We start from the raw sequence: 23,059 nt of genomic DNA, 5'->3' as shown, positions 1-23,059 counted from the left end.
TTAAAATTTAATAAGCTGTTTTATCAGCTTTTACTTTCCATTGTTTAAAAACTTCAACGCCTTTTTCTCTTTCGATATTTATAAATTCAATTGAACGCGTAGAAATATCTTTGTCTATTTCATCATAAATAAATTGATCATCAAAGTCTATTTCTGCAGCATCTTCTTTGGTGCATGCATAATAAACAGCTTTGGGTCTCGACCAGTAAATCGCGCCTAAGCACATTGGACACGGCTCGCATGAGGTATAAATTATACAATTTTCTAACTGAAAATTCTGTAAGTTTTCACAAGCTTTTCTAATCGCCACAACTTCAGCATGCGCTGTTGGGTCATTATCAGTTGTGACTTGGTTAAAGCCTTCAGCAATGATTTCATCGTCCTTAACAACGACGCACCCAAAAGGACCGCCAGCGTTTTTATTCATACCTTTTTCGGCAAGTTCTATTGCCTTTTGGATAAAGTATTCATGATTTTTTTCCATAATATAAAAGATTATTGTTTGAGAGATTTGATGAGTAGTGCTGCAGTAGCAGGATTTGTAGCTAGAGGAATATCGTGGACATCACAAATTCTAAGTAACATTAATACATCAGGTTCGTGCGGATGTTTTTCTAAAGGATCTCTAAAAAATAAAACCAATTTGCATTGGCCAGTTGCAATTCGGGCAGCGATTTGTGCATCGCCACCAATAGGTCCAGAAAGAAATCGTGTGACTTTGAAGCCAGCTTTTTCAACCTTTAAACCTGTTGTTCCTGTTGAAACAAGAGAGATATCTTCTCTTGTAAAGAAATCTTGAAACTCATTGATAAATTGAACCATTTCGGCTTTTTTACCATCATGAGCAATAAGTGCTACTTCCATAAATTACATTTAGTTTTCACGTAAATATAATTGATTTTAAAGGGATAATGAGTCTTTATTATGAGGAAATCATTAAGAAAATGTAAGCTTAATCTTCGCAATGCGCACAATTAGATTCGCCGATGAGTTCGCCTTTATCATTAAATGAAAATTGGCAACATTCATTAAAACGTTTTTTTAAGATGTCTTTTGCTCGCCTGATGCGTGCTTTCATATTTGCGAGACTAATTCCGATGAGTTCAGCGGCTTCACTTTGTTTTTTACCTTTAATGTAAACTAAGGTAATTGCTGTTTTATAGTGTGGAGGTAATTCGTTGATAAATCTTTCAAAACAACAAAACTGATCTTTAAATTCATCACTTGATAGAGCGGATAAATCTTCATGATCATCTTGAGGTAAGCCTTCTCTATGATAATTGATGATCTCATTTCTTAAAATTTGAAAAGCCCATGATCTCGATTGAGACGGGCTTTTCAATTGATTTATGTTTTTATGAATTTTAAAAAAAGTATTTTGTAAAACCTCCTTGGCAATGTCTTCATTTTGTACTTTTTTTAAACAGAAAAAGTACATTTCACTGCTGTGGTCATTCCAAATGTCAGAGGTTTGAAAACTCATAGATGATTTAATTAATTACAGCAGCTACATTTTGAACATTCACAAACATCGCAAGGGCAATCGCTTGTTTTACAATTTACACAATTACACTTTGTGCATTCGCAGTTCGTACATTCGCAATTATTCATAAGATTTGATTTTTATAGGTTCATTAAGGAGACGAGACAAACTCAAAAAGGATACACTGTTTTTGAGATAATTTCACTTTTCATCATGTAAAACTGATTAACAGTGTTTTAATTCTTTATTGAAAATTCTTTTTTTCTGAATTATCAACTTTTCCTTCAACTGAAAGTAGAGTAGTGGTACTATAATAGGAAACATAAAAACACAAATTAAACTGATAGCTTTAGTCAATCTTGATTTAAATTGCCTTCGACTAATGTCTAAAACTGCCCAAATCCAAAGCGTCAGGCTTAGTAAGATTAATGCTAACATCATAAAATTTGGATTCATACTCTAATATTTATAATCGTAAATTTATGAATAATAAATAGCTTTCAAAAACTGTTACAGCTTTTGAACTTTCTTGATTGTTTTCTTTTTGATTTTTCCTAATAATTTTGTGAAATTGATGTTATCAAATATTAATCCACTGATGATAAAAACGAGTCCATAAAGTGTTGATTTTTGAATTTCTTCACCTAAAACGAAATATATAACAACTAAAGAAATAAACGGAACAAGATAAATTAGCTTACTTACACCAGCCGTTTGCTTAGATTTTTTAAGCGCTAAAGACCAAATGATAAAAGTGATTCCCATTTCAAATAAGCCCACATAAGCGGCACTTAAAAAGTGCTGACCTGAATATTCAGGAAACTCAGAAAAAACAAAAAGAGCGATTGTGATATAAATCATTCCAAAGAAAAAATTGAGAAAAAGTTTACTGATTTCATCTCTTTCATCTTTAATATTATAGACCCAAAATAATGCCCAGACCACAGCAGACGCTAAACCAAATGCTGCGCCTTCAGGATTGCTAAACGAAAAATCAGCCAGTTGACCTCTTGTTGAAATAATCATTACACCAAGGAAACTAATCAAAATCGCCGTAAAGTTTTTAAAACTGATTTTTTGTTTTAAAATTGGAATGGATAATAAAGTAATCATAATTGGCCAAGTGTAATTTAATGGCTGTGCTTCTTGAGCAGGCAATAATTCATAAGCTTTAAATAAAACGATGTAATAAACAAATGGATTGACCAATCCAAAAATAGCTGATTTTAAATAAGCCTTTACTGGCCATTTAAAAATGTTTTTTAACTTTTTTTGATAAGCAACAACACAAAAAAGTGTGATTAACGAAACAAAGACTGACAAAAAGAGCAACTGAAAAAAATCAAAATATTCCATTGACATTTTCATGGCCGTAGCCACAGTTCCCCATAATATAACAGCAATGATAGCATAAATATAGGCTGTTTTCTGGTTTTTCATGAGCAATTACTTTTGATTAAATAAGTCTAAAATATATCTGACAATCTTACAAAGTATTTATGAGTTGAAGAACCATAAATGAGCTGTTTTTTAATTCTTATTTATAAAAATTTAGGATGTGCTAATTTTTAATTTTTGATAAATTAAATGTAACTTTGAGCATTAATTAAATAATATGTTTAGTCAGTCTGAAGAAAACTATTTAAAAGCCATATTTCATTTACAACAAGAAAGTGAAAAAGGTGTTTCGACTAATGAGCTTGCTGAAAGTTTAGATACTAAAGCTGCCTCAGTCACTGAAATGATTAAAAGATTAGCTGATAAAAATCTAGTTGATTATCAAAAATATTACGGTGTTCACCTAACCAATTCTGGAGAGTTACAAGCCTTAAAAGTGATTCGTAAGCATCGATTGTGGGAAACATTTCTGGTTGATCGACTTAATTTTGCTTGGGATGAAGTCCATGATGTTGCGGAGCAATTAGAGCATATTCAATCTCAAAAATTAGTCGAAGAGTTGGATAGATTTTTAGGAAGACCCAAGTACGACCCGCATGGTGACCCGATTCCTGATGAAAAAGGAAATATTCCCGATGCACCAACAAAACGTTTGATTCAACTTCAAAAAGGACATAAAGGCATTTGTAAAGGTTTTAATGATACTTCTTCTTCTTTTTTACAGTTTTTAGAAAAAATAGATATTGGTTTAGGAACTGAAATAGAAGTTATCCACATCGAGTCTTTTGATGAAAGCATGACTGTCAAGTCTAATGGGAAAGAAATAGCCTTGTCTAAAATGGCTACAGACAATATTTATATAGAAGAAATTGAAGTGAATTAATTTTAAATAATAAAATTCTATTCGCAAAAGAAGAAAACACAAGTTATGAGAAACACTTTACTATTCATTTTTTGTTTGAGTCTGTTTTGGAGTTGTCAAAATTCCGGACATCAAAAAAGTGAAAAACTCAATGTTGTCACCACAACGACGATGATTACAGATTTAGTCAAAAATATCGGTCGAGATTCTGTTCAAGTCCAAGGTTTAATGGGAAGTGGTGTCGATCCGCATTTATACAAAGCAAGCGAAGGCGACGTGAGTAAACTGACTCAAGCAGATATCGTTTTTTACAGTGGTTTACATTTAGAAGGAAAACTGGTTGATGTTTTTGAAAAAATGGGACGTCGCGGTAACACAATCGCTTTGGCCGAAATTCTTGAAGAAAAAGATTTGATCAGCTCTACTGAGTTCTCAGGAAGTTACGATCCACATATTTGGTTTGATATTTCTTATTGGAAACGAATTACGAAAAACTTGACAAATCAGTTGAGCAAGCAAGATCCTGAAAGTGCAGATTATTATAAACAAAATGAAAAAGTTTACCTCAAGAAGCTTGATGCTTTAGAAAAAAAAGTCAAAGAAATTATTTCAGAATTACCAGAAGAAAAAAGAATCCTTGTGACTGCACATGATGCTTTTAGTTATTTCGGAAAAGCTTATGGCTTTAATGTCATCGGTTTGCAAGGTTTATCAACGGCAACTGAAGCAGGAGTTAAAGACGTCAGACGTTTATCGAAATTAATCATTGATAATGAAGTGAAAGCTATTTTTATAGAAAGCAGTGTGCCAAGAAGAACGATTGAAGCACTTCAAGAATCAGTTAAATCAAAAGGTTTTAATGTAGAAATAGGAGGGACACTTTACTCTGATGCTTTAGGAAATTCAGGAACTGAAGAAGGCACTTATATCGGAATGTTTAAATACAACGTGAGAACAATTATTGATGCTTTAAAATAATTTTTTAAAACTTCAACAACAAAAAATAACGCGATGACAAAAAAAACTTACGCTATACAAGTTGATGACTTAACAGTTGCTTACGATTATAAACCAGTGCTGTGGGACATTGATTTAAAAATACCTGAAGGTGTTTTGATGGCAATTGTCGGTCCAAATGGTGCAGGAAAATCAACTTTGATAAAGGCCATTTTAGGCATTATAAAACCCATTGCTGGAAGTGTCAAAATTTTTGGTAAGCCTTACAAAAAACAAGTTGATAAAGTTGCTTATGTTCCTCAAAAAGGTAGCGTGGATTGGGATTTTCCAACAACAGCGCTTGATGTTGTGATGATGGGAACTTATGGAACTTTGGGTTGGATAAAAAGACCTGGACAAAAAGAGAAAAAAACATCTTTAGAAGCTTTAGAAAAAGTAGGAATGTTGGAGTTTAAAAACAGACAAATCAGCCAACTAAGTGGAGGTCAACAACAACGAATTTTTTTAGCAAGAGCTTTAGTTCAGAATGCATCGATTTATTTGATGGACGAACCTTTTCAAGGTGTTGATGCAACAACTGAAAAAGCAATTATCAATATTTTAAAAGAATTACGGAATGCAGGAAAAACCTTAATTGTTGTTCATCACGATTTACAAACTGTTCCAGAGTACTTTAACTGGGTTACTTTTTTAAACGTGAAAGGAATCGCTTCTGGTCCAGTTCGAGATATATTTAATGATGGAAATCTGACAAAAACTTACGGAATTAACTATAAAGTAGCAGTTAATAAATAGTTCAAAACTTGCAAAAGATAAGCATAGATGTCAATAACAGAATATTTTAATTTAGTTTTTTCTGATTATACCTTAAGGACAATAACCTTAGGGACTGCAGTTTTGGGCGCAGTATGCGGAATGTTAGGAAGTTTTGCCGTTTTAAGAAAACAAAGCTTACTAGGCGATGCTATTTCACATGCAGCTTTACCTGGTATAGCTTTAGCTTTTATTTTAACTGGCGTTAAAGACTCAAACTTATTATTAATCGGTGCATTGATCAGCGGACTTATCGGAACTTTCTGGATTAAAAGCATTGTAAAAAAAACAAGATTAAAAAATGATACAGCTTTAGGTTTGATTCTGTCTTTATTTTTTGGTTTTGGAATGCTGTTATTGACTTTTATTCAAAAAATGCCAAATGCAAACCAAGCAGGTTTAGATAAGTATTTGTTTGGTCAAGCAGCAACTTTAGTTGAGTCTGATGTTTGGGTCATGACAGCTGTGACAAGTGTGAGTTTAATCGTTTTGCTTCTTTTTTGGAAAGAATTAAAAGTTCTATTATTTGACCCAGATTACACAGAGACCTTAGGGTTTAATACGCGCTTTTTAGATATCTTAATTACAGTTTTTATTGTCCTTGCAATTGTTTTAGGCTTGCAAACTGTTGGTGTTGTTTTAATGAGCGCAATGCTGTTAGCGCCTGCTGCAGCGGCAAGACAATGGACAGATAGTTTAGGTGTTATGATTTTTATCGCAGCTATTTTTGGTGCCTTATCAGGTGTTTTTGGTACAGCAATTAGTGCTAGTCAAGATAACCTTTCAACTGGGCCAGTCATCGTTTTAGTCGCAGCTGTTTTTGTTCTTTTTTCATTTATTTTTTCACCTGGACGTGGACTTCTTTTTAGACAAATACGTTTTCATCAAAACAGAAAAGAACTCAATCTTAAAAAAACCTTGACATTCATGTATCGCATCGTTAAAGATCATGATAATATTTCTCACCCACATGCCATTAAGATTTTGAATAACTTTCATGGATTTACAAAAAAGTCTTTAAAACAACTTGAAAAACAGCATTTTATTCAATTAAAAGGAAATGAATGGGCAATGACTGAAAAAGGCTTTCATGAAGCGGCTAAAATGTATAACGAAATAGGAAATACAAATGAGTAGCGCACAATTAGAAATACAATTAATAGCATCACTAGTCGCGGTGGCTTGTGCCATACCAGGAACTTTTTTAGTCTTGCGTAAAATGGCGATGATAAGTGACGCGATCAGTCATTCTATTTTACCAGGAATCGTTCTGGGCTTCTTTATCACACAAGATTTAAACTCTCCATTACTCATTTTATTTGCAGCCTTAACAGGTGTTGTCACTGTTGTTATGGTTGAGTTTATACAGAAAACGGGTTTGGTAAAAGAAGATACAGCCATTGGTTTGGTGTTTCCTGCGCTTTTTAGTATTGGTGTGATCCTTATCGCTAAAAATGCAAACGATGTTCATTTAGATATTGATGCAGTTTTGCTTGGGGAACTCGCTTTTGCACCTTTTGATCGATTGCTGATAGGAGATCTTGATCTTGGCCCAAAATCTCTTTGGGTCATTGGTTCAATCCTAGTGGTGACAGTAATTTTGTTATTATTGTTTTTTAAAGAGCTCAAGCTGAGCACTTTTGATAAAGGTCTCGCCGCCACTTTAGGGTTTTCACCAATTGTCTTACACTACGGCCTTATGACAATTTCCTCGGTGACTGTTGTGGGTGCTTTTGATGCTGTGGGAGCTGTGTTAGTTGTCGCTTTGATGATTGCGCCAGCAGCAACGGCTTACTTGCTGACCAATGACTTGAAGAAAATGCTTATTTTGAGTTGTATTTTTGGTGTCTTTTCAGCCGTTGGCGGTTACTGGATGGCCAATTATTTAGATGCTTCCATCGCTGGGTCAATGACAACAATTTTAGGAATCGTTTTTCTTTTGGTCTATTTATTCGCACCTAACCAAGGCGTGTTTTCTGTGATGTTTAAAGAAAGAAAACAACGCATTGAAGTTTCGCTCTTAGTCTTTTTACTTCACTTACAAAACCATCAAGAAATAGAAGAACGCCATGTCAGCCACTTAGAAGATCACATCAATTGGGAGAAAATACAAGCGAAAACTGTTCTAGATTTAGCCTTGAAAAATAACCTCATTACAATTACGGATTCTATTGTGTCCCTGACTGAAAAAGGAGAGGAGTTTACTGAAGAGGCTTTAAAATATATTACGACAAACAAAGAAACTGCAATAGAGGAATTAAAAAAGCGCTTCTTTCTGTTTAGAGCTTAAGTTTTTAAACCAGTTCAAAAGTCTTTTAATTTTCTCGAAATTTCAATTTTTGAAGCTGTCGTTCTATAATCAGTTTTGCTAAAGTTTCACCTGGCGTTTCTTGATTGGCTTGGGCTTTCAAAGTTGACATTGCTTTTTTTTGAGATACATCAATGCGGTACAAAATCGTTATCAGCTTATTGAAATCATGTGCGATCAATTCATTCAAGTAGGCCGCCAAAGCTTTCATTAATTGGTCAGTATTGCTATACGCATGGATCTCTAAGCCAATGATTTTATGGCTCCACAGCAAAGCTTTTGTGTATTGGTCTTTTGTTTTCATCGTGAAGTATTCAATTTTCTACCGTGTATACAAGTTAAATAATAGGATCAAAAAAAGCCAAGAATAGATTGAAAATCCACGCTTGGCTTTGGCAACTTAAAAAACTAAACCATCTATTCCTTAATTATTTTTTACTGATCTGTTTTGAATGAAATCATAGACGAGTCTCACGCCAACGCCTGTTGCACCAGCAGGAAGCGTTCCTGCTGGTTTATCTAAAAATGCAGCACCAGCAATGTCTAAATGCATCCAGTTGTAAGCCGTAAAATGTTTGAGGAATTGCGCTGCTGTACTCGCACCACCAATTGGGCCTCCAATATTTTTAAGGTCTGCAACATCACTTTTCAAAAGGTCTGCAAACTCCTCCCACAGCGGCAGTTGAAAAAGGCGTTCATAAGTTTTTTCTCCAGCTTGTTTTAATTCATCAATATCTTCTTGCTGATTGCCAGCAGAGGCAATTCCGAATGGTCCCGTAATTGCAGCGGCAGCTCCTGTCAAGGTTGCAATATCAATGACGAGTTGAGGTTTGTATTTTTTTGCATAAACTAAAGCGTCGGCTAAAACCAAACGGCCTTCAGCATCTGTATTTTGAATTTCAACATTTGTTCCGTCCATCATCGTGATGACATCATCAACTAAAAGTGCTTTTCCGTCAATTTTATTATCCGTCGCAGGGACAAGTCCGACGATATGATATGGTAATTTGTTTTTTGCCACTGCTGAGATAATTCCAAGAACAGTCGCGCCACCGCCCATATCAGCTTTCATACCTGACATACCGCCTTTAATTTTTAGAGAGTAACCACCAGTGTCAAACATGACACCTTTACCAACTAAAACCAAAGGTGCTGTGTTGACCGCATTTTCTGGCGCGTAAGTCATGATATTAAAAGTAGGAGGGACTTCAGAACCTTGATTGACACCGAGTAATCCACCCATTCCTAACTCAGTAATCTTTTGTTCATGTAAAATTTCTGTTTCAAAACCAAAGTGTTTCCCAGCCTCTTCAACCTGCTTTGAAAACATCAAAGCATTGAGTTTGTTTGGCGGCTCGTTGACTAAATTCCTTGTTAAAGCAACACTCTCGGCAAGGTTTTTAATTTGCCCAATGGCTATTTCTTCATAAATTGTTTGAGAGATATAAGCCGTTATTTTACTGGTATTTTCCTTTTTCTTGTAGGCTTTAAATTGATAGCTCCCGTAATAGAAACCCTCTAGAAAAGCCTGGTTTTGTTCTTTTGAAAGCTGTTGTAAACCATTCATAAAGACAGCGTTGACGTTCTCGTCTTTCAAATCTTTGTAAAGCGAAATGCCTAAAGATTTATTTTTATTAAACTCTCGAGAGCTGATGACGCAAATGAAGTATTCCCTATCAGCAATATGCGTGAAAATTTTATTTTCTTTTTTCTCAAAAACCTCTTTTATTTTAGAAGTCAAAAGCGCATTGAGCTTTTTATCCTCCAGTTGATCTTCGGCAGTGATGAGAAGAATTTGACTTGTGTTTTGCGAGAGTTTTTCTTGCGATTGAATCGGTCTAATCTCTAAGTTTAGGTGTGAAAAGTTCAAGATATATGTTTTAAGATTTAAAGGATTAAGATATGAAAATTTATTGTGCTTTCCCCAGTTTCAAAGAAGGACTTTATGCGGAACAAGAAATCATATCACGCTGGTATTATGCTATTTTTAATTGCTTTTGAATATCTTTAAAAACAAGCTTAACATTGTCCACATCCAAAGTGTTTCTGTTGGCAAATTCATTGTAATTCAGCATTGCTCTTTTGAGTTCACTTTGAATTTCTCTTGAATTGTGCTCGGTTTTTTCATGTTGGAATACTAAAAAGTAAACGACACGCTGAAGCATTTTTTCTCCTTTTTGTGACAAGCCCATTTTCTCATAAGTGAAAGCAATATTATTACATGAAATTGCAAATATTTGAATAAAAGGAATGCCAATTATCATTGCCTTTTTCAAATGCTGATTTAAAACTTCTGCACGGCAAAGCGCCTCTTCGTATCCCAGAAGAGACGCCTTGTACTTGCCAGCAGAAAAGAGCTTGTTGGAAGCATTTGTCTTCAGTTTCCAAGCTTCTTCTATATGTTGTAAGCAGGTATTACTCATAATGTTTTTAGGTTTTCGTTAGCAAAATCCCAGTTGACGATTTCCCAGAAACTCTCAACAAATTTTGGGCGTGCGTTGCGGTAATCAATATAATAGGCATGTTCCCACACATCCAAAGTTAGAATTGGCTTCTTGCCTTCAGTGATAGGTGTGTGCGCATTGCTCATCGGTAATATTTCTAACTTTCCAGATTCATCTTGTGCTAGCCATGCCCATCCGGCACCAAAAAGCTTGGTTGCCAATGTTGAAAATTCCTCTTTAAATTGCGCAACACTTTGAAAATCACGTTCGATTAATTCTTTAACTTGACCTTCTGGACCGCCACCGCCATTTGGTGAAAGACAATGCCAAAAGAAACTGTGGTTCCAGTGTTGTGCTGCATTATTAAATAAACCAGCTTCCTTTTTTTGATGCCCTTCTAAAATTAACTCTTTAACCGACTTTTCCTCACGTGGTGAATCTTTGATCAATCCGTTGAGATTTTTCACGTATGCTGCGTGGTGTTTGCCGTAGTGATAATCAAATGTTTCCTCTGTAATCAAAGGTGCTAATGCCTTTTTATCATAAGGAAGTTCAGGTAACTCTTTCTTGATGTCTAACATTTTAATTGTATTTAAAATTAAATTTCATTTTTCAAATATATAAAATTAATACACCTTTAAAAATTATTTAGGCTAAGCTAAATATATTTTATACAAATAATAACAATTTTAGCAGAACCCACATTAGGAATTCAGCCGAATCAAATCTTTATCAACTCATTTATAGATGTTGCATCATTTTGAGAGCAATTAGTTTTTAATAAAAAAACCGCAAGTTCATCATGAACTTGCGGTTTTGAATTTTGACTTCACACCTTCCAAAAACGGGAAGGCTTAAAAGCATATTTGCAGAAGATTAATTTGTATTTTTCTTCGCTTCTTCTTTTAAATCTTCATTGGCGATGATGGCAATTTCAACACGTCTATTTTGTGAGCGTCCTTGCACAGTCTCATTATCATACTTTGGTTGTTCTTCACCATACCATTTTATTGAGTATCGGCTAGAACTAATCCCGTTTTGTGTAAAATAACTAGCGACAGAATTTGCTCTTTTTTCAGAAAGTTGCATATTGTATTCAGCGCGACCTGTATTATCTGTATGGCCTTCAATCAGAATATTTGTGTTATCGTATTCTTTAAAAATCTTTAATAACTTACCTAAAGATTCTTGAGAAGCACTATTGAGGTCGTGTTTGTTTATTGCAAAATAAACACCACTATTTTCATCAAAAGTAATGTTGATTCCTTCCCCAACACGATTCACTTCAGCTCCTGGAACTTGATTTTCTATTTCTCGTGCTTGTTTGTCCATACGGTTTCCAATGTAGCCTCCAGCAGCACCACCAATAACGCCGCCAATAATAGCACCGATTGCAGTATTGTTGCCATCGCCAACATTGTTGCCAATAACGCCACCAATGACTGCGCCACCAGCAGCACCTCCAGCGGCACCACGCTGTGTTTTATTTGTGTTTTTTATCGCTTCACAGCTTGAGAATAGTAGGCTTCCAGTCATCACAAAGGTGATGATTTTCATTTTTGTTAATTTCATGTTATGTTAGATTTATCGGTTTTTAGAAAATTCCATTTGGACGATAAAAGGGGCACCATTGTATTGTACAGTTTGGCGCGTCGTCATATTATAATCATTGAGTTGTGTGATTTCCATGCCGAATCCTTGTTTGATTTTACGTGAATTATCACCCTTATCAACTGGTTTTAATGTAAAAGCATAGGTGTTGTTTTGCAGAGTTTCAATATTCCAAGCAAATTTTTGTTGTCCAGATGGGCAGTCAGAACCACTTAAAGTGTAGTGGCCAGTGTTGTTATTACTGACAAAATTCCAAGATGAATTTTTAAAGCAATTGACAGAGGCATCATTGAATAAATTGACATCGACAAAACCAGAACTTCCTGGATAGCTAATATCAGTTATAGTCCAATCTCCTTTTAATGTGCGCATTGATTGGCGTTCTATTTTTGATGTACTACAAGAAATAAAAAGCAAACTGATGCAAATGGATGCAATAAAATTCTTCATAATTTTGTTTTTTAATTGATTTGTACTGCAAATTAACAGCATCATTTTAAGTCTGCACGGCAATTTAACTTGATTTTGTTAACTTTTTCGCTATCTAACTGTTAATGAATGTCTTTATAATGGTGTATAATTTTGAAATCAAGTTGTTTTCTATTAATAAGATATTAAAATTGATTAAGTCTGATGAATCCTTTTTCAGCATTACATCGTATTAAAAAATGATTTTCATAACACAAGGTATCTGAATTTGTCACCGCAATTAGAATAAAAGTTTAAGAACCTGTGATAAAATGTAGAGTAAGATAAAGAGAAGATTATAAGGTTGAGAGAAGGTGTATCTCACTTTATGAATATCTTTTGGCGAGAGTATCAATTGATAAAACCTTAGTTATTTTATCAAATGTTGTTGTATTTTTATCATTCTACAAACCTTGTAAACCCTCAATAAATGAAAATCAGATCTTTCTTTTTATTATCTTTTGTTTTTATGCTGACACAATCTTGTCATGTTTTAGAGTCAAACAAGTCTGTTTCATCTAATCAATTTGATAAAATCAGTCTACATCAATACGGAGAAAAAATTATGGTAGAAGATGTCATAACAATTGCACCAGATGAATTTTCATTTCAATTTTATAATAAAATGTACAAGACTGAAACGCAAGAATTTTATGCGATTCAATTGGCAAGTTTTTTAGATGTCAAAGCATTAGAAAAGGTGAAGATTGGACAGACAACGGCAGAAGTGCCTTTTTTTGAACCAGGATCTGGCATGGCGCCACATGCAAGTGGACAGTATGATGCTTTATTTTTAGATCGTTTTGGGCACCATTATTTATTTTATGAAGATGCTGACAAGCGACGTTTAGATTTAATCCAAACGCAGGGTGAGCAGCTCCAACTTGAATTTGTGATTAATGCCCTTTCTAATGACGGAAAAGAAGAGCAGCTTTCAGAAACTGATGTGGAAAAATTTTACATTGTTATCTTTATTGATCGGAATTTAAATAAGACAATTGATGAAGGAGAGTTGTATAAACTGGCAATTCAACTTCAATCTGACAGTTGAATTAACATGAATAATTTCGCTTAAAAATTAGACTTTGATAAAAAGCTTATTCAACTCTTGTGAGGCACGCCCAATTTTAAAATGTGAATGTTTATATTTGCTGGAAATCCTATAATTTTTATTTATGAAATTGAAATACATTCCTATTGCCTTATTGGGCCTCATGACTTTTGTGTCTTGTGATGAAAATGGGAAAGAAAAAACAGAAAATGCTCAAAAAACTGAGCAAACTGACAAATTGAGTGATGCTGAATTTCATTACACTGTTGATGAGTTTGCTGACATCAAAATATTGCGTTATCAAATTCCAGGATGGGATGAGCTTTCTTTAAAAAAGCAAAAATTAGTTTATTACTTGACTCAAGCAGGTTTATCTGGTCGTGATATTATTTGGGATCAGAACTATAAACACAACCTGAAAATCAGAAAAGCCTTAGAAAATATCCATGCAAATTATGATGGTGATAAAAACGCTGATGACTGGAAGAATTTTGAAACTTACCTAAAAAGAGTTTGGTTTTCTAACGGAATTCACCACCATTATTCAAACGACAAGCTTAAACCTGAATTTAATCAAGCTTATTTAAAAGAATTATTAAGCGCGACAAATACTGAATTAAAAGGTGAAGCTTTTGAAGTTATTTTTAATGATAAAGACAACAAGAAAGTAAATCTTGATGAATCAAAAGGTTTAGTCAAAGGTTCTGCTGTTAACTTTTACGGTGATGACATCACAGCTGAAGATGTTGATGCTTTTTATGCAAATAAAAAATCTCCAAATCCTGATAAACCTCTTTCTTTTGGTTTAAATTCTAAATTGGTTAAAGAAAACGGACAAATTGTCGAGAAGGTTTGGAAGAGTGGCGGACTTTATGGAAGCGCTATTGATGAAATCATCAAATGGTTAGAAAAAGCAAAAGATGTTGCTGAAAATAAAGCTCAAGCTGATGCTTTAGGTTTATTAATTGAATATTACCAAACTGGTGATCTTCAGAAATGGGATGATTACAGCGTCGCATGGGTTGAAGCAACCGAAGGTGATATCGATTACATCAATAGTTTTATAGAAGTTTATAACGATCCAAAAGGTTACAAAGGTTCTTATGAAACGATTGTACAAATCAAAGATTTTGATATGTCTAAGAAAATGAAGGTTTTCGAAGATAACGTGCAATGGTTTGAAGATGAGTCTCCGATAATGGATGAGCATAAAAAGAAAAATGTTGTTGGTGTAACATACAAAACTGTAAATGTTGCAGGTGAAGCTGGTGACGCATCTCCGAGTACACCAATTGGTGTGAATTTGCCAAACTCTAACTGGATTAGAGAAGCACACGGAAGTAAATCAGTTTCTTTAGGAAATATCATTTACGCTTACAGTCATGCTGGTGGTTCTGAAAAATTAGAGGAGTTTGCTCATGATGAAGAAGAAATCAAGCTTTCTAAGAAATATGGCGAGCAAGCTGATAAATTACACACTGCATTACATGAAGTTGTTGGCCACGCTTCAGGTGTGATCAATAATGGTGTTGGCGAGACTAAGGAAACTTTAAAGAGTTATGCTTCAACACTTGAAGAAGGTCGCGCTGATTTAGTGGGTCTTTATTATTTAATGGATCCTAAATTAGAAGAATTAGGTTTAACTGATAACGCTGAAGCTCTAGGAAAAGCAGCTTATAATGATTATATCAGAAATGGTTTAATGACGCAATTAATCCGAATTGAAGAAGGTAAAGATATCGAAGAGTCTCACATGCGTAATCGTCAATGGGTAAGTGCTTGGGTTTATGAAAAAGGTAAAGAAGATAATGTGATCGTCAAAGAAACCAAAGACGGTAAAACATATTTTGATATCAAAGATTACGCTCAATTACGTGAACTTTTTGGTGAATTATTGCGAGAAACTCAACGCATCAAATCTGAAGGTGATTACGAAGCTGCAAAGAACTTAGTTGAAACTTATGGTGTTAAAGTTGACCAAGACATTCATAAAGAAGTCTTGAAAAGAAATGAAGCATTCAAATCAGCTGCTTATAGTGGTTTTGTGAATCCTGTTTTAGTTCCTGAAATTGATGATAATGGTGAAATCAAAACAATTAAAGTCACTCAGCCAAATCATTTTGCTGATCAGATGATGGAATATTCTAAGAAATATAATAATCTTCCTGAAGTCAATTAAGAAGATTAATTTTTAATATTTTAAAACCTCTTTTTTCGTTTGAAGAAAGAGGTTTTTTTATGAATAGTATTACCAGTTTAATAAGTTCTTTTCACTTAAGTATTTCCAATACCTGCGCGGTACATGCTGCTCGTGAAGTTTCTGATTTGCGCGAGCTTTAATATTTGTGCTTTCAAAATAATTCTTCCAGAGTTTCTGATATTGAATTTCTTCTTTTTGAAAAATTTCATCAGAAGTATTTAAAATATTTTCAGGTAAATCAAAATGTACAATTTTAACTGAATTCAAATCATAATATAGTCCGTAATTTCTGCAGATATCATAAATACACCACAATTGATCAGCATATCTTTTCTGAAAATGTTTTTCGAGCAAAGGCAAGACATTAAAATCTGGTGAAATGCTTGCAAAATAAATATTGTCTTTAGTCTTTCTAAATCTCACAAAAGCATCCATGCGATGTTTTTCTCGACCAATTTTTTTATTGACTTCAGCTAAATGAAAAACATCAGCTTGGCCATAATCTTTTGCAATACTTTGTTTTTTAGATATCAATATTTTGATGTAATTAAATAGGTTTTGCTCAATTCCATTAATTTCGCTTAAAAAACACCTATAAATTAAATGAGCATCAATGGGTTTACCGTATTTTATAACTGCTTTCCAAACGCGGTTTGCTTTTTCTTCATTCGTGATCACTTCGTGATATTCTTCAAAAAAAGAAGCTTCATAATAATGTTTAGCAACGATCCTTACATTTTTAATTTTTAGTTCATATATCTCAAATATTGCAGTGAGCAAGCCATTAAAACTTCCATCATAGATAAATGTGTTCTGCATCATCCAAAAAGGTTAAGTTGATTTGAAAGCGTTTTTTGATATTTGCTATGACCTTCAGACAAAATGCGTTGTTTGATTTGTTGAGGCGTATAATCTTTAGTCTCAAAATAACGTGAACTACAAGTGATGAAATATTTTGACCTATTAAGCGCAACACCCATTTTTTTAAGATGTTCCCAACCCAATTTTCTGTAGCGTCTGCCACTCAATATTTTATAAACCGATTTCATCCCTAATCCTGGTACTCTAGCTAAAAGTTGTTTATCAGCTTTGTTAATATCAATAGGGAAGAGGTGTAGATTTCTTAAAGCCCAACTCAATTTCGGATCGATGTCACTTTCTAAATTCGGATGTTCTTTATTGAGTAATTCTTCTATTGAAAAGCCATAAAACCTCAACAGCCAATCAGTTTGGTAAAGTCTATTTTCGCGCATCATTGGAACTTCAGTTCCAATGGCTGGCAATCTGCTGTCGTAAGAAATAGGAATGTAGCCAGAGTAATAAACACGTTTCATATTATATTTTTTGTATAAATAAGTTGCCGTGTACATCACTTCAGCATCCGTTTCCTGAGTGGCGCCAACAATCATTTGTGTACTTTGTCCAGCAGGTGCGTAGGTTGGCGTGCTTTTAATGATTTTCTTTTCTGATTTATATTTATCAATTTCATTTCGGACTTTCTTCATTGGCTTTAAAAAGTCTTTTCTGTCTTTATCTGGTGCTAAAAGTTTTAAACCTTCACGTGTCGGAATTTCAATATTTACTGAGAGTCTGTCGGCATATAAACCAGCCTCGTACATTAATTCATCACTAGCACCAGGAATTGATTTCAGATGAATGTAGCCATTAAAACTCTCTTCTTCTCTAAGTTTTTTAGCGACACGAATTAATCTTTCCATTGTGTGATCTGGACTTTTAAAAATACCAGAGCTTAAAAACAAACCCTCGATAAAGTTTCTTCTGTAAAAATTAATCGTCAAGTCAACAACTTCCTGAACTTTAAAAGCAGCACGTTTGATATCGTTACTTTTACGCGTGACACAATAAGCACAATCATAAATACAATGATTAGTCAATAAAATTTTAAGTAAAGAAATACAACGACCATCGGGTGTATAACTATGACAAATACCAGTTCCGCTAGAGTTCCCGAGTCCGTTTTTGTTCTTTCTGTTGCTGCCACTGCTCGAACATGAAACATCATATTTTGCAGCATCAGCGAGTATATTAAGCTTTTCTTTTATTCTATCGTAATCCATGTTTGGAGTTTAAACAAAAATAAGGATTATTTCCAATTATTATTTGATTTTTTAAAATGAAATTGAAACTTTATGTTTTGTTGAACATGTCTAAAAACTGATTGAACTTTTTGATTAATTCATTATAAAAGATGAATTCCGTTTTGGGCACATTCAGCTCTCATTTTATCGGGCCAAATGCCAACTTGTACCTCACCGATATGTCTTTTTCTGAGCAAAAACATACACATTCTCGACTGACCAATACCGCCGCCAATACTTTCTGGCAATTCATCACTGAGCAATAATTGATGGTAAAACAAACTTTGTTTATGCAGCTGATCAGTGACTTGAAGCTGTTTCATTAAAGTTGATTTATCAACGCGAATTCCCATCGATGAAATTTCAAAGCTGTTTTGCGTCATCGGGTTCCACAATAAAATATCACCGTTTAAACCGTAATAACCATCTTCGTTTTTTGTAATCCAATCGTCATAATCTGGCGCTCTGTGATCATGACTTTTTGTGTTGCTTAATGCTTTGCCAATTCCAATTAAAAATACAGCTTTAAACTTTTTTGTAATTTCATATTCACGTTGTTTAGGTGATAATGTAGGATACATTTGAAGCAATTCTTCTGAATGAATAAAAGTGATTTCTTCAGGTAAAATAGGAGATATGTCTGGGTAATGAAGATGTATTTTTTCTTCAGTGTTTTTTAGCGACGCATAGATTTTCTTGACTTCTGTTTTGAGATATTCTAAACTTCTTGAAGCGTCTGAAATTCTTTTTTCCCAGTCCCATTGATCAACATATATTGAATGGATATGGCTATAATCTTCATCTGGTCTGATGGCACGCATGTCTGTGAAGATTCCTTTGTTTTCGCTGACTTCGAGTTCTTTAAGCCTTATTTTTTTCCATTTAGCAAGTGAGTTAACAATCACAGCTTTTTTGTCTTTTAAAGATTTAACTGGGAATACAACAGATCTTTCTACGCCGCTTAAATCATCGTTTACGCCTGTATCGTTCATCACTGCAATAGGTGCAGATACTCTTGTTAACTCAAGTTGTTTTTTGAGTTCTGTTTCTAAAGTTTGTTTTGTGAAGCTAATCGCTTCTTCAATTTTTAATATTTCTGTTTTCATCATTTTTAATTTTAAATTTCTGACATAAAAAAAGCCTACACAACGGCAGGCTTAACACATAGGGAGATTTTCGCCTGCTTAAGGTGGAGAGTTATTATTATTTGTATTGATATTAATGTGAATCATTTGTTGAGTTTTAAGCAAAAAAAAAAAGATCTTCTGAAATGTAGAAGACCTTTTTTGAAATTTGAAAATATATTATTTCTAAAGCATGATCTTCCTGTTCTTGAATCGATTATTATTCAAGTTAAGATTGAAGATATGATTTAAAATATGTGTCATAGAACTACAAACTTATAAAAAAAAATGAATTAAATGATGAGCTTAGCTTTTATAATGAGAAATTAACTTTTTGAAAGAAGCATTATTCTGTAAATTCTCAAAATGACTTTCGTTGAGTAATTCATCTTCAAGTGTATCAGAAAGTTCAATTGCTTTTTTAATATCAGATAAAGCTTCAGCTTGTTTTTCTAATTTAGCATAAGCGCAAGCACGTTGCCAATAAGCAAGCGCGTAATTATTATCTAGTTCAATCGCTGTGTTTGAAAGATCTAAAGCCCAACGCACTTCACCGATTTCTAGCAAAGCATCGGCTTTATAAGTCATGGCTTCAATATCATTGGGGTTGATACTCAGGATTTCGTCGTAAACTGTAATTTTATCCTCTTCACTTTTTTCAAGTCCTGCGCGCATCCATAAAGAATGAATGGAGTTTGTATTCGTAATATTTTGTTGAGTTTCAATAATCACCTTAGAGCGCTCGGTCATTTTATTTTCAATTTGCTGTAAGCGTCTCTCATATTGAGCGATAATGTTTTCAGTTTTTTTAGACATATCAATTTTCAGACTTTTTTTAATGTCATTTAAAGATCGCCAACCTACAAGAAGTAATAGAGAGGCAGCAGCAGTGATGATATAAAAAATATTGTTGATGGTGCTAGTGGTATAGTTGACAGCTCTATCAGATGATTCAAGTTTAGCTTCGGCGATTTGCTTTGTGAGATTTGCTTTGTGAGATTTGCTTTTAGCTCCAGGTTTTCTTGTCTTAAACTCTTTATTTCATCAAGAATATATCTTTCTATAAAAGGCTTGAATAAAGGTTCCTGAAGACTATCAATTTTGTCAGGTTGTTTAGAGAATATAAGCTGATTGGCAAGATGAGAAGTAGAATGATCAGATGAAATTTTGACATGTTTGAAGAGCTGTTATTTTTTGCAAGATTTACGAAAAAAATTGACAAAACAAAGTTTTTATTTTAAATAAAAAATCCTACTTTTAGTTAAAAGGTCTTCTCTTAATATAAATTCAGATTATTGTTTTTGAATTAGCTATTCATCATAGTGTCTTTCATACTTTTTATTCTGAAATATTTCAAAATCATATTTAAGAGTTTTTATGTCGTCTGCACCTTTCACTGCAATACTTGACCTTGTCCCAATCTTTACGCCATTTTTTCGCCATGCAAAAGGTTTTCCACAAGTCGCACAAATTTTTGATTCTTTAGGCTTAGTCATTGAAATCAGGTATTTCGTTTGTTCTTACATAAGGGAAATCATCCATAAGGGAAATCATCAATTTTATTTAAACTGTAATACGTATTTAAACCAGAAATTCCTGTTGTTTTTGAAGCTGATAGATCAATTTGTCCTTTTTCATTTATTATTTTTTCTGCGACATCTAAAAGAACGACTTCACCAATCATAAAGATGCAATCGTTTGGCAAATGGATTTGATGAGTCAATTTCATTCCCATTTTAACTTGACTTTTTTTCACATAAGGCGCATGAAAATCCTTGATGTATATATTTTCAATATTCATGTGTTCAAATTCAGATTCTTCTTTTTTTAATTTAGCCGAAGTGTAATGTGCTTTTTCAACGAAAGATTCACCAACATGATTAATTGAGTAATAACCAGTTTCTTGAATATTAGCATAAGTATCTTTGATCTCATCGGTTTGTGGTCGCATGACAAAACCAAGCTGAGCTGGGCTTGAACCTAAATGAACAACAGATGAAAATATAGCTAAATTTTCTTGTCCCTCTTCTGATTTAGTTCCGATTAGATTTGCAGGTTTAACTCCCGAAATGGAATTGATGAGGTTCAATCTATGCTTGAGTTTTAAGCTGTAAAAATGATTTTATTAAATTAACTTTTAGAATTTTGCCTTAATAATCTTCACTTTTAATTTATGATTTATTTAATAGCTATTGAGGTTAGTCAATATAAGATTAAGCTTATTAATTTTACATGAGTCAACTGCTTTTTGTCACTTCCCTCTCATATAGATTGTAAATGGAGAGCGGTAATTCTTTTGCACCTACTTTTTGAAATCCTAAATTTTCATAGAAGGCACAAAGTTTTTGATTCTTTGAATCGCAATCTAATCTTAAGTATTTGCAAGCATTTTTATGTGCTAATATTTCAACTTCGTCAAGAATTTTTTCGGCTAAATTATTCCCTGCAAATTCATCTTTAACAATTAATGAATGCACATACTTTGATTTTTTATCTTGTTTTCCCCAATACAATAAATCTTCATCAAGAATTCGCAGCATTCCGATTTTGTTGTTTTTTTCATTTAAAACAAAAAAATATTCTTGGTTTTTGATGCCATCTTTAACCCATTCTACTTTTTCTTGAGGTGGATTTTTCCAGTATTGCCAATGATCAACATTCATTTTAGAAATGCGCTCTGCAGCAGTTTTAAACATCCCCAAAACTTCAGCTAAATCTGATTCTTGGATTGTTTGAAATATCAATTTTTTCATAAATATAAATTAGAACAACTTATTTATCAGAATATTTTTTAAAATATCGTCTTGCTTCTACCATCACTTTAGGCGCTAAAATAAGCGTCGCAATCATTGTCGGAATTGCCATCAAAGCGAAAAAACCGTCAATTAGATTAATCATCGCACTTAAAGATGTGGTTGCCCCAATTAAAATACTGATGATGTAAACATAATTGTAATAATGTTTATATGTCGCGCCTGCTAAATACGACAAGCATTTTGTGCCATAATAGGAAAATGAAAACAGAGAGGAAATACTAAATGCAGAAATACAGAGCAGAAGTAGATAATCGCCAACATACGGAATTGCGCTTTCAAAGGCAGCTGCAGTTAAACTAACGCCGTTGGCATCCGTAGTTTTCCAAATGCCTGTGACTAAAATAGAAAGTGCCGTGAGTGTACAAACCACCAAAGTATCAATTGCTGGACCCAACATTGCGACAAGACCCTCACGAACAGGCTCAGAGGTTTTACTTGCGCCATGCGCCATTGTTGCTGTTCCGATTCCTGCTTCATTTGAAAATGCGCCACGTCTGATTCCTAAAATAATTAATCCGCCTAAAAGTCCGCCAAACATCGGATCGCCTTTATAATTTTCTGCAGCAAAAGCATCTGTAAAAATCATTTTAAAATAGGTGGGAACCACCTCAAAGTTGATAGCAATAATAGCAAGGACTGAAATGAAATAGAGTGCAACCATTGCTGGAACAAGTTTAGAAACCGTTTTGCTAATGCGTTGTAAACCGCCAAGAATAACGACAGAAGTTAAAATGACAAACACAATTCCTATTGTCAGGTTTGTCATAAAACCTGTTTCAATGTTATTGGGTTCTAGCAAAATATAATTGATAGCTTGCGTAAGTTGATTGACATTAAAAACCGGTAAAGCGCCAATTAAACCAGCCAAACTAAAGATGACAGCTAAAAACTTCCATTTCTTTCCTAAACCAACTTCGATGAAATACATGACGCCACCTTGTATTTTTCCTTCGGAATCTTTACCGCGATACATGACGGCAAGCGTGTTTGTGAAAAACTTTGTTCCCATCCCGACAATCGCACTCAGCCAAAGCCAAAAGATTGCACCAGGACCGCCAAGCGTAATCGCTACAGCAACACCTGCAATATTTCCCATACCAACAGTAGAAGATAAGGCTGTAGAAAGCGCCTGAAAATGGTTGATTTCTCCTGGATCGTCAGGATTATTAAATTTACCACGAAGTAAATCAATGGAGTGACCTAAATATCTAAAGGGAAGAAACTTGGATAATATCAATAGATAAATTCCGCCACCAATCAATAGAATGATCAGAGGTAATCCCCACATTGCAGATGCAAAATCAGAGATTAACTCTTGAATAGAATCCATAAAATTTAATTTCTGTTGGAAATTACGAAATTAACGTAGAGTCATCATTTTAAACTGAGTATTTCATTAAATATAACCTAAAACTGAAATGGCAA

General features: G+C 33.9%; 25 protein-coding genes and 1 pseudogene. 7 read left to right on the top strand and 19 right to left on the bottom strand.

The window, feature by feature from the left end; all coding sequences use genetic code 11:
• Positions 1–7: 7 nt before the first annotated feature.
• From BLV84_RS02370 to BLV84_RS02350, 5 genes are all read right to left on the bottom strand, one after another.
• On the bottom strand, positions 8–484 hold the full coding sequence (locus BLV84_RS02370) for a nucleoside deaminase (RefSeq protein WP_093238977.1): 477 nt from the start codon (positions 482–484) through the stop codon (positions 8–10).
• A gap of 11 nt (positions 485–495) precedes the next feature.
• A complete protein-coding gene (locus tag BLV84_RS02365; protein ID WP_093238974.1) occupies positions 496–864 on the bottom strand; it encodes a methylglyoxal synthase in 369 nt (122 codons plus the stop codon).
• A gap of 88 nt (positions 865–952) precedes the next feature.
• A complete protein-coding gene (locus BLV84_RS02360) occupies positions 953–1,483 on the bottom strand; it encodes a sigma-70 family RNA polymerase sigma factor (RefSeq protein WP_093238971.1) in 531 nt (176 codons plus the stop codon).
• 225 nt (positions 1,484–1,708) lie between these two features.
• On the bottom strand, positions 1,709–1,921 hold the full coding sequence (locus tag BLV84_RS12675; RefSeq protein WP_394330492.1) for a PLDc N-terminal domain-containing protein: 213 nt from the start codon (positions 1,919–1,921) through the stop codon (positions 1,709–1,711).
• Between the two features lie 72 nt (positions 1,922–1,993).
• Positions 1,994–2,923: a DMT family transporter gene (locus tag BLV84_RS02350; RefSeq protein ID WP_200796249.1), complete on the bottom strand. Its 930-nt coding sequence runs from the start codon at positions 2,921–2,923 to the stop codon at positions 1,994–1,996.
• A 175-nt stretch (positions 2,924–3,098) separates the two neighbouring features.
• Between BLV84_RS02350 and BLV84_RS02345 the strand changes: the two genes are divergently transcribed.
• From BLV84_RS02345 to BLV84_RS02325, 5 genes are read left to right on the top strand one after another with little or no spacing between them, the layout of a single operon-like run.
• On the top strand, positions 3,099–3,764 hold the full coding sequence (locus tag BLV84_RS02345; RefSeq protein ID WP_093238962.1) for a metal-dependent transcriptional regulator: 666 nt from the start codon (positions 3,099–3,101) through the stop codon (positions 3,762–3,764).
• A 45-nt stretch (positions 3,765–3,809) separates the two neighbouring features.
• The gene (locus tag BLV84_RS02340; RefSeq protein WP_093238959.1) at positions 3,810–4,721 is read left to right on the top strand and encodes a metal ABC transporter solute-binding protein, Zn/Mn family; all 912 of its coding nucleotides are present in this window, start codon (positions 3,810–3,812) and stop codon (positions 4,719–4,721) included.
• A 33-nt stretch (positions 4,722–4,754) separates the two neighbouring features.
• Positions 4,755–5,495, top strand: coding sequence for a metal ABC transporter ATP-binding protein (locus BLV84_RS02335; RefSeq protein ID WP_093238956.1), 741 nt, complete (start codon positions 4,755–4,757; stop codon positions 5,493–5,495).
• A 27-nt stretch (positions 5,496–5,522) separates the two neighbouring features.
• A complete protein-coding gene (locus tag BLV84_RS02330) occupies positions 5,523–6,650 on the top strand; it encodes a metal ABC transporter permease (RefSeq protein WP_093238953.1) in 1,128 nt (375 codons plus the stop codon).
• On the top strand, positions 6,643–7,803 hold the full coding sequence (locus BLV84_RS02325) for a metal ABC transporter permease (protein ID WP_093238950.1): 1,161 nt from the start codon (positions 6,643–6,645) through the stop codon (positions 7,801–7,803). Before BLV84_RS02330 ends, BLV84_RS02325 begins: the two co-directional genes overlap by 8 nt.
• A 25-nt stretch (positions 7,804–7,828) precedes the next feature.
• Here the strand turns inward: BLV84_RS02325 and BLV84_RS02320 are convergent, their stop codons facing one another.
• From BLV84_RS02320 to BLV84_RS02295, 6 genes are all read right to left on the bottom strand, one after another.
• The gene (locus BLV84_RS02320) at positions 7,829–8,125 is read right to left on the bottom strand and encodes a hypothetical protein (protein WP_093238947.1); all 297 of its coding nucleotides are present in this window, start codon (positions 8,123–8,125) and stop codon (positions 7,829–7,831) included.
• 120 nt (positions 8,126–8,245) lie between these two features.
• On the bottom strand, positions 8,246–9,691 hold the full coding sequence (locus tag BLV84_RS02315) for a leucyl aminopeptidase family protein (RefSeq protein WP_093238944.1): 1,446 nt from the start codon (positions 9,689–9,691) through the stop codon (positions 8,246–8,248).
• Between the two features lie 106 nt (positions 9,692–9,797).
• Positions 9,798–10,244: a tetratricopeptide repeat protein gene (locus BLV84_RS02310; protein WP_093238941.1), complete on the bottom strand. Its 447-nt coding sequence runs from the start codon at positions 10,242–10,244 to the stop codon at positions 9,798–9,800.
• Entirely contained in the window at positions 10,241–10,846 is a 606-nt protein-coding gene (locus BLV84_RS02305) for a superoxide dismutase (RefSeq protein ID WP_093238938.1), read from the bottom strand. Before BLV84_RS02305 ends, BLV84_RS02310 begins: the two co-directional genes overlap by 4 nt.
• A gap of 295 nt (positions 10,847–11,141) precedes the next feature.
• Positions 11,142–11,837 (bottom strand): YiaD family glycine zipper/OmpA-like lipoprotein, encoded by a 696-nt coding sequence (locus BLV84_RS02300; protein ID WP_093238935.1) that lies wholly within the window; start codon positions 11,835–11,837, stop codon positions 11,142–11,144.
• 12 nt (positions 11,838–11,849) lie between these two features.
• Complete coding sequence (locus BLV84_RS02295; RefSeq protein ID WP_159429380.1) at positions 11,850–12,326, bottom strand: lipocalin family protein; 477 nt, start codon at positions 12,324–12,326, stop codon at positions 11,850–11,852.
• Positions 12,327–12,774: 448 nt separating this feature from the next.
• Between BLV84_RS02295 and BLV84_RS02290 the strand changes: the two genes are divergently transcribed.
• Complete coding sequence (locus BLV84_RS02290; protein WP_093238929.1) at positions 12,775–13,395, top strand: hypothetical protein; 621 nt, start codon at positions 12,775–12,777, stop codon at positions 13,393–13,395.
• A gap of 124 nt (positions 13,396–13,519) precedes the next feature.
• Positions 13,520–15,574, top strand: coding sequence for a dipeptidyl-peptidase 3 family protein (locus BLV84_RS02285; protein WP_093238927.1), 2,055 nt, complete (start codon positions 13,520–13,522; stop codon positions 15,572–15,574).
• Between the two features lie 69 nt (positions 15,575–15,643).
• Here BLV84_RS02285 and BLV84_RS02280 read toward each other — a convergent pair whose 3' ends face one another.
• The 8 genes and pseudogenes from BLV84_RS02280 to BLV84_RS02245 form a co-directional block, all read right to left on the bottom strand.
• Positions 15,644–16,417: a TIGR03915 family putative DNA repair protein gene (locus tag BLV84_RS02280; protein ID WP_234953073.1), complete on the bottom strand. Its 774-nt coding sequence runs from the start codon at positions 16,415–16,417 to the stop codon at positions 15,644–15,646.
• Complete coding sequence (locus BLV84_RS02275) at positions 16,414–17,673, bottom strand: putative DNA modification/repair radical SAM protein (RefSeq protein WP_093238923.1); 1,260 nt, start codon at positions 17,671–17,673, stop codon at positions 16,414–16,416. Before BLV84_RS02275 ends, BLV84_RS02280 begins: the two co-directional genes overlap by 4 nt.
• A gap of 122 nt (positions 17,674–17,795) precedes the next feature.
• Positions 17,796–18,803 (bottom strand): aspartate--ammonia ligase, encoded by a 1,008-nt coding sequence (gene asnA / locus BLV84_RS02270; protein ID WP_093238921.1) that lies wholly within the window; start codon positions 18,801–18,803, stop codon positions 17,796–17,798.
• A 321-nt stretch (positions 18,804–19,124) separates the two neighbouring features.
• A complete protein-coding gene (locus BLV84_RS02265; protein ID WP_093238918.1) occupies positions 19,125–19,634 on the bottom strand; it encodes a tetratricopeptide repeat protein in 510 nt (169 codons plus the stop codon).
• Between the two features lie 549 nt (positions 19,635–20,183).
• Positions 20,184–20,314, bottom strand: a pseudogene (locus BLV84_RS02260) (DUF2256 domain-containing protein).
• Between the two features lie 38 nt (positions 20,315–20,352).
• Complete coding sequence (locus BLV84_RS02255; protein WP_234953072.1) at positions 20,353–20,907, bottom strand: flavin reductase family protein; 555 nt, start codon at positions 20,905–20,907, stop codon at positions 20,353–20,355.
• Between the two features lie 148 nt (positions 20,908–21,055).
• A complete protein-coding gene (locus tag BLV84_RS02250; RefSeq protein ID WP_093238916.1) occupies positions 21,056–21,571 on the bottom strand; it encodes a GNAT family N-acetyltransferase in 516 nt (171 codons plus the stop codon).
• Positions 21,572–21,590: 19 nt separating this feature from the next.
• Entirely contained in the window at positions 21,591–22,964 is a 1,374-nt protein-coding gene (locus tag BLV84_RS02245) for an alanine/glycine:cation symporter family protein (protein ID WP_093238914.1), read from the bottom strand.
• Positions 22,965–23,059 lie beyond the last annotated feature (95 nt).

Origin of the sequence: Psychroflexus halocasei, assembly GCF_900107595.1 — a bacterium.
Taxonomy (GTDB): Bacteria; Bacteroidota; Bacteroidia; order Flavobacteriales; family Flavobacteriaceae; genus Psychroflexus; species Psychroflexus halocasei.
Note: the sequence above shows the minus strand (reverse complement) of the source record. Positions and strands in the feature narration are given on the sequence as shown.